Origin of the sequence: Pontibacter saemangeumensis, assembly GCF_039541895.1 — a bacterium.
Lineage (GTDB): Bacteria > Bacteroidota > Bacteroidia > Cytophagales > Hymenobacteraceae > Pontibacter > Pontibacter saemangeumensis.
In genome coordinates this window covers 664,890-677,012 of sequence record NZ_BAABHC010000016.1, presented here as the reverse complement: position 1 = coordinate 677,012, position 12,123 = coordinate 664,890, and the positions used below count along the sequence as shown (strand labels likewise).

Annotated in this window: 11 protein-coding genes; 5 read left to right on the top strand and 6 right to left on the bottom strand. The window is 53.0% G+C overall.

Annotation, left to right across the window (positions count from 1 at the left end):
* The first annotated feature begins 280 nt into the window (after positions 1–280).
* Positions 281–1,006, top strand: coding sequence for a porin family protein (locus ABD920_RS16775; RefSeq protein ID WP_345160644.1), 726 nt, complete (start codon positions 281–283; stop codon positions 1,004–1,006).
* 172 nt (positions 1,007–1,178) lie between these two features.
* On the opposite strand, the gene ABD920_RS16770 is transcribed toward ABD920_RS16775, so the two are convergent.
* Both ABD920_RS16770 and ABD920_RS16765 read right to left on the bottom strand, forming a co-directional pair.
* Positions 1,179–1,814 (bottom strand): hypothetical protein, encoded by a 636-nt coding sequence (locus tag ABD920_RS16770; protein ID WP_345160643.1) that lies wholly within the window; start codon positions 1,812–1,814, stop codon positions 1,179–1,181.
* 654 nt (positions 1,815–2,468) lie between these two features.
* Entirely contained in the window at positions 2,469–2,696 is a 228-nt protein-coding gene (locus ABD920_RS16765) for a hypothetical protein (protein ID WP_345160642.1), read from the bottom strand.
* Between the two features lie 153 nt (positions 2,697–2,849).
* Here ABD920_RS16765 and ABD920_RS16760 point away from each other — a divergent pair, with 153 nt between their 5' ends.
* Both ABD920_RS16760 and ABD920_RS16755 read left to right on the top strand, forming a co-directional pair.
* Positions 2,850–3,614: a DUF547 domain-containing protein gene (locus ABD920_RS16760; protein WP_345160641.1), complete on the top strand. Its 765-nt coding sequence runs from the start codon at positions 2,850–2,852 to the stop codon at positions 3,612–3,614.
* Between the two features lie 97 nt (positions 3,615–3,711).
* Positions 3,712–4,074: a hypothetical protein gene (locus ABD920_RS16755; RefSeq protein WP_345160640.1), complete on the top strand. Its 363-nt coding sequence runs from the start codon at positions 3,712–3,714 to the stop codon at positions 4,072–4,074.
* A 121-nt stretch (positions 4,075–4,195) separates the two neighbouring features.
* Here the strand turns inward: ABD920_RS16755 and ABD920_RS16750 are convergent, their stop codons facing one another.
* The 3 genes from ABD920_RS16750 to ABD920_RS16740 all read right to left on the bottom strand — a co-directional run bounded on the left by ABD920_RS16750 (position 4,196) and on the right by ABD920_RS16740 (position 8,695).
* Positions 4,196–4,576 (bottom strand): hypothetical protein, encoded by a 381-nt coding sequence (locus ABD920_RS16750; protein ID WP_345160639.1) that lies wholly within the window; start codon positions 4,574–4,576, stop codon positions 4,196–4,198.
* A 352-nt stretch (positions 4,577–4,928) separates the two neighbouring features.
* Positions 4,929–5,339 carry a response regulator gene (locus ABD920_RS16745; protein ID WP_345160638.1) on the bottom strand — a complete coding sequence of 137 codons (411 nt, stop codon included), beginning with the start codon at positions 5,337–5,339 and terminating at the stop codon, positions 4,929–4,931.
* An 11-nt stretch (positions 5,340–5,350) separates the two neighbouring features.
* Positions 5,351–8,695: a PAS domain S-box protein gene (locus tag ABD920_RS16740; protein ID WP_345160637.1), complete on the bottom strand. Its 3,345-nt coding sequence runs from the start codon at positions 8,693–8,695 to the stop codon at positions 5,351–5,353.
* Between the two features lie 365 nt (positions 8,696–9,060).
* On the opposite strand from ABD920_RS16740, the gene ABD920_RS16735 reads away from it, so the two are divergent.
* Positions 9,061–11,295, top strand: coding sequence for a heavy metal translocating P-type ATPase (locus ABD920_RS16735; protein ID WP_345160636.1), 2,235 nt, complete (start codon positions 9,061–9,063; stop codon positions 11,293–11,295).
* Positions 11,296–11,341: 46 nt separating this feature from the next.
* On the top strand, positions 11,342–11,551 hold the full coding sequence (locus ABD920_RS16730) for a heavy-metal-associated domain-containing protein (protein ID WP_345160635.1): 210 nt from the start codon (positions 11,342–11,344) through the stop codon (positions 11,549–11,551).
* 58 nt (positions 11,552–11,609) lie between these two features.
* Here ABD920_RS16730 and ABD920_RS16725 read toward each other — a convergent pair whose 3' ends face one another.
* Positions 11,610–11,999 carry a transmembrane 220 family protein gene (locus ABD920_RS16725; RefSeq protein ID WP_345160634.1) on the bottom strand — a complete coding sequence of 130 codons (390 nt, stop codon included), beginning with the start codon at positions 11,997–11,999 and terminating at the stop codon, positions 11,610–11,612.
* Between the last annotated feature and the right edge of the window lie 124 nt (positions 12,000–12,123).

Below are 12,123 nucleotides of genomic sequence, written 5' to 3'. Positions count from 1 at the left end.
CATGCTACACTGCTTGCCTCAGGAGGGGAGTAACAGGGGATGGCTATGCATGCGTTTTTCGCGCTCTCTTCCCAACGATGCCTCAGCATGTGCTATGTTTATATATAATTCCAGGTTATTCACAGCGAAGTTAAAAAAATAATAAATTGATTATCAGTTGTATATAGGATGCGGCGCTTTGCTTAGGGGTCATCTGCTTTTTTTCTGGCACGATATTTCCATTCAGCACCATCAAGCAGCGCAGCTTACGACCGCAGATTTCATTCTAAAGATTTTAATCATGAAAAAGATATTTTTACTTATAGCAGCGGCATTCGGATTGGTGTTAAGCGATGCGGCTGCACAAAAGAGACCCGGGTATATAAACCCATCGCAGGAGTTTAATACGCAGGGAATAGATCCATTGCGCTTTGGCATCAGAGCGGGTGTGAACGTGGCGGACTGGGAAGGCGAAACGATGCAGAGCGTGCAGGACCTGGTGGAAATGACCAACGGCTCGGTATCGCAGCAGATGCGGACCGGTTTCCATATAGGCGGCTTTGTGGCTATTCCGGTTGCCCCGGGCTTTGAGATTGAGCCGGGGCTGCTGTACTCGCAGAAAGGCACCGTGCTGACAGGGAAGATCCCGATGGAGCAGTTGGACTTTCTCAACGCCAACGTCACCATCACAAACAAGGCGGAATACATCGACCTGCCCGTACTGGCCAAGGTCTATATAGGAGAGGGCTTCCATATTTTCGCCGGGCCGCAGGTGTCCTACCTCGTGTCTAACAAAGTGAAAACCGAGGCTGGCGCCTTAGGCTTCAACGCGCTTAACCAGGAGTTTGACATTAAAAGCAGCCTCCGCGAAGTGGATATGGCCGTGACAGGCGGGCTTGGGTACCGGTTTGGCAGCGGCTTTAACATCAGCGCCGGCTACGACTATGGCCTCAACAGCATCGACAAGAACGGCAGCTTCGACACCTTCAACCGCGTGGTGAAGGCCTCGGTGGGCTACACGTTTTAAGCTAAGCTAATCTGTTTGTGTTTAGTATCAGGCTACTGCTTTGCGGTAGCCTGATTTTTTTAAACTGGATCAGTGAAAACAGTTCGGCCCCGCCAACATTGTGAGCGGGGCCGAACTGTTTCGCAACTGAATTAAACCCTAAGCGCGAGGGCAGCTATCTTCTCTAATAGGGTTAAGATTTCCTGTAAGGGAATTTCTTCGATGAATTGCGCATCAGCGCGTTTGTGAGCGCCTGCCGGCTGCTGCCAACCGAACCGGAGGCAACATAGTCGTACTTCCACATCAACTCGCCGGCTCGGCCCTCGTGGATGGTAATGGAGGTGTTGACCGCGTTCGTGGAGCCCCAGGCACCCACCAGCAAGCCCACGGCAATCGCCGCCCCGTCTGACATCGGCTTCGACATGATCGCCTGGCCGGATATGACGGCATCCACACCCAAAAGGCCGCATAACTCCTCCTTTGAGGTTAACCGGAGCGCCTCAGCGGATATGCCGGCATCGTTGAGCAGTGCGTTGGTCTTGCTCACATCCTGAAATTTTACGGTGTAGCGGCCTTTGCTCATCTCGCGGAGGAGGTAGCCGTACACGTCGCCCTGTATGCCGTAGCCGTAGTCACGCTGCTGGTCCTGCACCATTTCCGCAGTCACTCCTTTGGGCAACCTCCTGGACTCGATGGTGACGTCAAATGGCAGGATGGCAACAACCTGGTGTTTGGCACTCACCTCCGTAAAGGAAGGTGCCTTGTAAATCTGTGGTCCGCAGCTCACCATTGTGATGCAGACCATGGCAAATAGTAAAAGTTTTTTCATGGGCTGAAAGTTGGTTTTCGATATTAGATATAAAAGATAGCTTCAACAACGGGAGTGCACAGCAATGCTTCCTACCAGCCTGAGGGAGAGAGAGGCAGCCTTACTATAACGCACAGTACTTACATACAAATATATATGTTTTTATATATCAGAAATGTAACCTTGTACCTGTTTTTTTCTCTCCGTAGCCTGATTCTCCAGGCATAGCAGTACTTCAGGAGGAACCCTGAAAGTCGCTCCACCTATTGAAGCAGATTCGTCCTGCCAAGTGTTGACCTAATGAGCTTTACCACTTAGTTTATCTACAAGAAAGCCTGCAACACGCGCCAAGGCACAGCAGCAGCAGCAGGCAACAGGTTGAAGTAAATCTTGTTTGGCAGCCCCCTGTTTGAAAACTGAAAAGGGGAGAAGTGCGGGGTGGGGAATAATTTATATATCTTCCTGTCAGGGCGCCGCCGGGCAGCAGCTCGTAGCTCTCTGTCCTGGATAATTTGTTTAGTATCAGTAGGAAGAAGACTGATGCAGCAGATTGTAAGAAACCGCTGAAACCATTTCCTGAAGGAAGCAGGCAGGGCGTTGTAGAGATGGGGAGGTACGGGGGCAGTTAAAGGCGACAGCGCGTTTTCAGCAGCAGTCGGCTAAGCGCGTTGGGCTTCAATGGTGGTGGTGATGGTCGTGATCGTCGGGGTTGCTGTTGAGGTTAACGATGGTGCCCAAGGTGAAGAAAACCGCCCAGCACAGGTACAGGGCTTCGAAGTTAGGCACTGCCTTGCCGATCAGCAGCAGGATAATGTTCGCCACGGCGGTCATGACCAGGCCTGTTGCGGCCACGAACTGGTAGGAGTTCATCTCCCGGGGGTCGTATATTTTGGTAAGTTTCATATGCGGGTTCATTTATTGCCTTGCTCTTTAGGCTAACGCTAAATTAGCAACAGTGGTGCCATAAGCTTTAAATTAGCTGCAAAGGTAACAGAACGGTGCAGTTGTTGTTAAATGAACGGTGAAACAAATGTTCCTTCACTTGATTGTTTCTATATGAAAGCCATCCTCTATATATACGCCTCCCTGTGCCTGCTGCTGGCCATATCGCCGGTTACCAGCTTATTCGCAGCACCCGGAACTGCCGTGGTGGCTGCGCGGGATGTTAGTTTTTATACCGCTGTTACCCGCTTCCTGCAGGAGCATGTACAGGAGGGGCAGTTGAATTACAAGGCCCTGCAAAAAGATCAGGGGCAGTTGCAGCGACTTGTGCAGCAACTGGCGGTATATAACCTGGAAAATGCCCCCGCCTCTGAGCGCAAGGCTTTCTACCTGAACGCCTACAACCTGCTGGTGCTGCACCAGGTGCTGGCGCATTACCCCCTGAAATCGGTGAAGGATGTGCCCGGATTTTTTGACGAGCGGCAATTCCGGGTGGCGGGCGAAATGCTCACCCTTAACCAACTGGAGAAGCAAAAGCTGATGGCGCCCTACCGGGATGCGCGGGTCCATTTTGCCCTGGTGTGCGCCGCCAGGTCTTGTCCGCCGCTCCTCAACGAAGCGTATGCGCCGGGGAAGGTAGAGGAGCAACTCGAAGCACAGACGAAGCGGGCCCTGCAGGATGATGGCTTTATAAAAGTGCAGCCAAAGGGAAAAAAGGTGCTGGTGTCAGAGCTGTTCAAATGGTATAGGGAGGACTTTCTGCGTCATGCGCCTTCTGTGCCCGCCTATATAAACCGTTACCGGAGCCATCCGCTGCCGGCTGGGTACACGCTGGGCTATTACCCTTACAACTGGGCCCTGAATGACACGGGCAGGTAACAGCATTCGCCTGGTTGGGGGCTTCGGCCACCACAGCCGATAATAAACTAGTACCTCGGCACAGCGTATAGGATTAGTATATCAAAATAACTAAGCTATGAGCGAGAGAGATAAAAACCAAGATAAATCACCAGATAATATAGACAATGATTACCGGGAGCGCGTTGGCATGGGCAATCACCCGGACCCGAGCGCAAAACGAAACATCGGGCCTAACGGCGAGACAGAAAGGCCAGGCCAGAAAGATAAACTGGAGAACCTGCATATAGGCGGGAACGAAACGACGGGCTATGGCGCGAACGATCCGGACAGTGTAGAGTCTATATCGGAGGGCCCAGGTTTTGAGTTCGAGGGAAGCGACACAGGCATGGACGATGACGTGGCAGGGATCCGGCGCGGAGACCAGCCGCTCGGAGAGGACGAGAAAAGGCCGGATGACGCCGACTACAGCAGACGCTAATTTGAATTGTATAAAAGCAGCAGGGGAGCCAATCGGCTCCCCTGCTGCTTTTATGACTGCCGTGCGCTATAGGCCAGTTGGCAGTTGGCCTATAGCATCCTGGCGCTCTGTCTTTTGCCTGCTATTCGCGGGTGATGGCCACAAAATTTACCTGTACCGGCGTCTGCTTATAGTTGTCATAGGCATGCAACTGGTTTGGGGTTAAGAAAGAAGCCATCTTCTGCTCGTAGGCAATCTCCATTTCATGCATCTTCTCCTGCAAGGCAGGAGAACTCTGGCTGTACTGCTGGAGCAGCGCGTCGGTTTTTACCATGCGCTCACGGTTCAGTTCTTTTAGCTTGATATATTCCGGCTCATTTAGGCGAAGCTCCAGCGCCATGGAGCGGGTGATGTGCGTACACTTCGCCTCCACTTCAGGGGCAATGTCAAGAATGCTGGTCTGGGCGAACGCAGGGGCCGCGAAAAGAAAGGCCGCTACGGCAACAAGTAGGAATTTTTTCATGATAATAAGGGTTTGTATAGGTTCGGTTAAACCTGATATCATTATATAGGGATATAATATATTGTATCAGATGTTATGAAATACGCGCCCATTTGAATATAGTTGTATATTGTTATTAAATAATTTTATAAACCGATATTTTAGTATAAAATTATATATAAATAATAATATATATGTAGCTATAGATATAGTTGTATGATAGCCTTATACGGGGAGGGTTGGAAAGTGAATACGCTATTTCGGGGCTTTCGGCAGTTATTTTGCGCGCAGTAGCAGCCCCAGAAAAAGAGGCTAGTGAGGATATGAAAAGGAGAAGGCAGGAGTGGGGGGAGCGGCTACCTCACCCGCAGTGCTAGCCGCTGATGTACTCTTCGCGGATAATGTCTAAGATCTCGGGGGAAAGCGGCTTGGAGAAAAACTCTTTCACCTCGTCGTTGCTTTTGGCAGTCAGGATGTCTTTCCTGTCGACGGCGGAGGAAAGCATGAACAGGCAGCAGCTGGAGGTGGCCTGCTTAGGCAGCTTGCGGTACTCGTCTATGAATGACCAGCCGTCCATGCCGGGCATGTTGATGTCCAGGAAAATCAACTCGGGGAAATGAGAGGTGTCCTCGTCAGACTGCTTCTGCAGGTACTGTAAAGCATCCTCGGCCCATTCAAAGCTGATTACCTCATCGGCAAACTTCTCGTTGCGGATTATGCTCTCGCAAACAAAGTTGTTCACCTGGTCATCATCTATTAAAACTACCTTTTTTAACGTACTCATTACAGCTTTTTCTAACTTTTGAAGAAGACATTGAAGGTGGTGCCTTTCTGCGGCTCACTCTCAACCTCTACTTTTCCTTCCAGCATTTCTACCTGGGTCTTTACTAGGTGAAGCCCGATCCCCTTCCCTTCAATGCCTTTGTGGAAGCGCTTGTACAGTCCAAAAATATTTTCCTGTTGCTTCTCAAGGTCAATCCCAAGGCCGTTGTCCTGTACACGGAGGCAAATATAACCGTTTAGCCTGAATGTGGTAATGCTGATGGCAAGTTTTCTGTCCGGCGACTTGTACTTTACCGCATTCGAAAGCAGGTTCAGGAGAATACTCTGGGCATAGCTCCTGACAATCCTGACGGCCGGGGCGCTTGTGAAATCGTGCGTGATTACCGCTTCGCGGGTGTTGTTCTCCAGTTCAAGCAGCTCCAGCACATCCTGCAGCAGGCAGTCGAAATAGACATTTTCGTACACGTTGCCGATCTGGCTGCGGATGGTCAGCAGGTCGTTCAGGTCGCGGATGGTGGCATCGAGCAGTTGTGCGGATTTGATGAGGTTGTCGATCACCTTCCTGTTGAGGGGCGAGCCGATCTCGTTTTGGTTATAGATGGAGGTAAGGCCCAGCATGTTGGCGATAGGGGCCCGCAGGTTATGCGACACGATATAGGCGAACTGCTGCAGGTTCTGATTCTGCTTCAGGAGCTGCTGCGACAGTTCCTGCTGCCGCGCCTCGGCTTCTTTGTACGCAGTCATGTCGGAGGCCGAGCCATATATGCGGGTCACGTTTCCCGTGCTGTCCAGGCCCGGCGACAACCGGAGCAGCAGCCAGCGCAGCCTGCCCTGGCTGTCTAGCAGGCGCATCTCATACTCCTGCGGGCGGCCCGCCAGCACCGCCGGCAGCACCTGTTGCATCATGGGTTTCTTGTCGTCGCTGTGGATGGACTGGAGCCACGTGGCAGCATCGCCGAGGAAGGCCGCTTCCGGGTAGCCCGTTATCTGCTCACACTGCGGGCTTATGTAGATGATGGTGAGGTCAGGGTTGGCCGTGAAAATCACCTCCGGGATATTCTCGATGGTTGTCTGGAGCAGGTTTTTAGCCTCTGTGATCTCCTGCTCCGCCTTTTTCCGCTCGGTTATATCCTGCACGGTCCCGTTCAGCTTTATCACCTCGCCGCTGTCGTCGCAGATCACTTCGGCCACCTCCATCACGTTCGCCGCAGTACCGTCCGGAAGCATAATGCGGTGCTCCACGTGCAGCATGCTTTTACGCTCGATGGCATTGCCATATACCTTCTGCACCCGCCGTCTGTCCTCGGGATGCACGCGGGCCAGCATATTGTGCAGCGAGGGCACGAATTTGCCTTTCTGCAGGCCATAGATGGAATAGGTGCCGGTAGACCAGATCATCGTGTCCTGCTTTACGTGGTATTCCCAGCTCCCGAGTTTTGCAAGCTGCTGTGCCCGGGCCAGTTGTAGCTCGTTTCGCTTGATCGTCTCGAAGCTTTTCTTCTGCTCAGAGATATTCCGGATGTTCAATGCCACGCCCAGTATGGTCTGCTCGGGGCTGATAACCGGCTGGTAGGTAATCTCATGCCAGTAGTCGCCCTGGCCAGCCTCGTACATCACCGTTTCGCCGCGCATGGCCCTGGCGTGGTTTGCGATGATGGAGGGTACCTGTGAGTGCGTCACGAAATCAACCATGCTCTGCCCCGCCTTCAGTTCCTTCAGGAGGTACCGGTGCACGTCCGCGGCCGCCTCCTTGTTGAATGACAGCACGTTGAGGTTTTCATCCAGCAGGAAGATCGCCTGCAGCGAGCTGTCGAGCAGCGCTTTCAGTTTGGCCTGGTTGCGGGTGAGCTCCTCCTGGGCCTCTTTCTGTTTCGTGATATCAATGAACGTTCCATTCCAGAGCACAGTGCCATTGCCCTTGGAGGACGGCAGGCTGTGGCCGCGCACCCACTGGTATTTTTTCTTTTCGGGCTGCCACACCCGCAGCTCCTGCTCCCAGGGCGTCAGGTTCTGGTAGGTTTCAAGTGTGGAGCGCTGCACTTCGGCCAGGTCGTTGGGATGCAGGTTTCTGTAAAGCAGCAGCGGGTCCCGGTAAACTTCCTCCGGGGTCACGGCGCACAGTTCCTGCACCCCTTCGCTTATATAGGGGAAACAGAAACTGCCGTCACGCTCCATCTGGTACTGGAACACCGCCCCCGGCACACTGGAGCTTACCTCGCGCAGCAGCTTCTCGTTTTTCCGCAGTTGCTCCAGGGCGTGCTCGCGCTCCTGCACGTTTACCGCCACCACCAGCCGCGGATGGATTCCGTGTTTACGGGGCAGGGTATGAGACCGGACCTCCACACGGAACAGGGTGCCGTCTTTTCTCTTGTGCACGAACCCTTCACTGTGGGCATCGGCATCCCGGTTAACGGCTTGTAAATTGGCCAGCAGCCTCTCCCTTTCCTCCTCCGGGCGGATATCGAACAAGGTCATCTGCAGGAATTCCTCCTCCGTGTAGCCGTATTCCTGTTCTGCCGCCCTGTTCACTTCCAGAAATCGGAAGGTGTCCCGATCGTACACCCACATCGGTACAGGGTTGCGGTTGAAGAGCATCTTGTATTCCCGCCTTTGCTCCGAAAGCTCCAGCTCCAGCAAATTGCGTTCCTGCATCTCAACGTTCAGGTGAGCGTTTTCCTCCCGCATGCTCTTAAAGGCCTTGCTGATGATGAAAACTGCGCCAAATGCCGAGGCCATGGCTAGGAACAGGAGATACACGTGATTGTCGATGGACGAGCTGATGCCCGTAATGGCTGCATGCAAGCGGCTGTCGGCTTTTGCCTGTACCTGTTTGCTCAGTTTGTTCAGGTACTGCTCGTGGCGCTGGTGGCCCGGCTCAAGGTAAGCCTCCGAGAAGGCTACCGCCTCTGCGGTACGGTTTTGGTCGCTGAGGCGCATCAGGCTGTCTGCAACGCTGTAATAGGCGGCGCGTTCTTTTATGATCTGCAGCAGCTCCTTTTTGGGCGTGTCTTGTATGATCCGGGAGAGTGCCCGGGCGGCAACGGTATTCTCCTCGTGCCCCTGCTTTACACCGGCGCGGAGGCTACTCCTGCGCGAAGGGTCAGGGGTTGCGATGTGAGACATGAGCAGGTTGTGCACTAGGTCTTCGTTGTGATGGAGCGTATTGACCAGTTTGAGCTGGTTGAGCGCTTTCAGCACTTCGGATTCATAATTCTTCTGCACCTGCCTGGCAATTCTAAAGGAGTTGACGCAAACTAACAGAAGTACAAAAGCCAGCCCGGCAAAGGAAAAACCGATATAGCGGATGGTTCGCTCAGAAGTGCTATTATGGCTCTTGTCAGACGTATAAGGCTGCATATATAAAAAAGAAAATGCCGGGCAAAGGCTTCCTGCCATAATAGCTTTAGCAGGAAGAAAAACAATCTTTCACGAAGCTCAGCCTAACAGCTCAGCCTGATCCGCTGGTAGCTAAATTAAGGAAAAATAACGCGCAAGAGCATAGAATAGTTAAAGAAACCTATGTTAAAATATTTAGATTGAAAGATATTTATTTTAATTTGTGTTACAGGTATAATATTATTGATGGTAGCGCCACTCAGGTTGTTTGATATGGCTCAAACTGGCTGGGGTCTCTTCACAAAAGATATAACAGGCAGTAGTAATTGTGTAACACCGCACCTTAGTCACCTGCGTATCTTTGTATAGGAAATGAGAATAACAAAATGGCAACTGTAAAAGAACCTAAATTAACCAAAAGCACCTTTCCGGTAGAGGGAATGACCTGTGCCTCCTGTGCCAGCAGCATCGAGAGCATGTTACGGGCGAAGGAGGGCGTTCAGGATGCCAACGTGAACTTTGCCGGTAAAACCGTGCAGGTAGCCTACGAGCCTGACGCCATTACCCCGGTGCAGCTCCGTGAGACGGTGCAGGAAATTGGCTTTGATATATTGATCGAGCAGAAAACGCAGGAGGAGCTGGAAGAGCGGCAGGCAACTGCCCTTTCCGCACTGAGGCGCAAAACAATTGTGGCGGGGGTGCTGGCCCTTCCGGTTTTCATATTGGGTATGTTCTTCCACGATACCTTTGCGTGGGGCAACTGGGCGATGCTGCTGCTCACGGCACCCGTGCTCCTGTGGGCGGGGCAGCGCTTTTTTGTAGGTGCCTGGGCGCAGGCCAAACACTTTCGCGCCAACATGGATACCCTGGTGGCGCTCAGCACGGGCATCGCCTTCCTCTTCAGCTTGTTCAACACCCTATATCCGCAGTTTTTCCTGAGCCGTGGCCTGATGCCACACGTGTATTATGAGGCGGTTGCCGTTATCATTGCCTTCATCTTGCTGGGTAAATACTTGGAGGAAAACGCGAAGGACAGAAGCTCCTCCGCCATCAAGAAGCTCATGGGCCTGCAACCGAAAACGGTGCGGGTGGTCCGCAATGAGGGGGAGCTGGAGATTAAGATTGAGGAGGTGCAGGTAGGGGACAGGGTGCTGCTGCTGCCCGGCGACCGGGTGCCGGTAGACGGAGAGGTAGTGGCCGGAACAACGTATGTGGATGAGAGCATGCTGAGCGGCGAGCCGTTGCCGGTGCAAAAGCAGCCAGGCGATATGCTGTTCGCCGGGACTATCAACCAGAAAGGAAGCCTGCAGCTGATAGCCCAGAAAACAGGCGGCGAAACCATGCTGGCACATATCATCCGGATGGTGCAGGAGGCGCAGGGAAGCAAGGCCCCCGTGCAGAAACTGGTGGATAAGATCGCCGGGATTTTTGTGCCGGTGGTGCTGGTTATTGCGGTGCTGACGCTGGTGGCCTGGCTGGTTTTTGGCGGAGAGGCCTATCTATCGGAGGCGCTGCTTTCCACCATATCCGTGCTGGTGATCGCCTGCCCCTGTGCCCTCGGCCTGGCCACCCCGACCGCCATTATGGTGGGAGTGGGCAGAGGTGCTGAGAACGGCATCCTGATAAAAGACGCGGAGAGCCTGGAACGGGCACACAAAGTAGAGGCCGTTATCCTGGATAAAACGGGAACTATCACACGCGGCAAGCCTTCGGTAACAGATGTGGTGTGGGCAGACCAGCAGGTGCCGCAGGAGCAACTGGAGCAGCTGTTCTTTTCGATGGAGGCACAGTCGGAGCATCCTATCGCGCAGGCCATATATGCCTATTACAAAGAGCAGGGGCAGCAGGCCCGGCAGCCGGCGTATTTCAGCAGCCTGACAGGCTTGGGCATAGAGGCTGAGTTCGGGGGCGTGCGCTACTTCTCGGGCAACGAGAAGCTTCTGCGCCAGCAGCATATACAGCTGCCGGAGCACTTGCTGCAGGCGGCAAGGCAATTGCAGGAAGACGCCAAGACGGTGATCTTCTTTGCCGACAGCACCCAGGCTCTGGCGGTGTTTGCGGTAAGCGACCCAGTGAAGCCCGAAGCCGCAGCCGGAATCAAAGCCATGCAGGAGGCGGGCCTGGAAGTATATATGCTGACAGGCGATAACGAGCAGACGGCCGCTGCGGTGGCCAGGCAGGTAGGTGTGGCACATTACCAGGCAGAGCTTTTGCCCAATGACAAAGCGGAATTTGTGAAGAAGCTGCAGGCAGAGGGTAAAATGGTCGCCATGGTGGGCGACGGCATAAACGATGCGCAGGCCTTGGCCACCGCTGACGTAAGCATCGCCATGGGCCAGGGCACCGACGTGGCCATGGACGTGGCCGGCATCACACTGATGCGCTCTGACCTGACGCAGGTGGCCAATGCCGTGAAATTATCAAGGGCAACGGTGCAAACCATCCGGCAGAACCTCTTCTGGGCGTTCTTCTACAACGTGATCTGTATTCCGGTGGCAGCCGGGTTGCTGTTCCCGTTCACGGGCTTCCTGCTCAACCCCATGATTGCGGGAGCCGCCATGGCCCTCAGTTCGGTCTCAGTGGTCGGGAATAGCCTGCGCTTAAGAGCGAAGCGCTTGTAGTATATAGGAAAGAAAGTAAATGTATAGTTGATTAATTATGTTAAATATGGAAACTTACAAATTTAAAACAACCATAAACTGCGGCAGTTGCGTGAAAGCCGTTACTCCACACTTGAATAAACTGGAGGGGGTAGAGGAGTGGAAAGTGGACACCAACAACCCCGACAAAGTGCTGGAGGTTAAGTCAGACTCCCTCAACGCGCAACAGATAAAAAGCACCGTTGAAAAAGCCGGCTTTAAGGCGGAGCAGATCTAGCAACATAGCTATTAAATGAAACAGGGGCCGGCCTATATATAGGCCGGCCCCTGTTTTGCTATAGGGCCGTATCAACCGGTTTGCTGCGCCTGCCAAACCGGGATAACAGGAGAAAGCACCCCATTGCAAAACTGCAAAGGGCAAGGCCAAGAGACTCCCGCCCTTCTTCCACGTTCTTCAAAAGATACCCGGTTGTGGGGTCACGCATGCTGTCACCAACTCCTTCGTATTGCTCAGGCCACCAATAGATTACACCTAATGCGTACACAATGCAGGCTACAAGCAGTATAGTGTTACTCACCTTGCCAAATCCGGCTGCAACACTCAGTGCAGCCGCAATCAGGTAGATAGTGATCCATAACAAGGCGTCAGGGTCATTATACTGAAACACCGCGAAGGATAAGAAGAGCAATCCGAAAACAACGCCTAAGATTTTCTTTAGTAGCATATAGATTCTGTATGAGATCCGTGTTAATAGTTGTTTTTACAATGGCGGTGATAAAGCAACAGCTGAGGTTGATCCATGTATCAGCGTAAAATCAGCCTTTTACCCTGGTGCTCGTGTCTCTGCA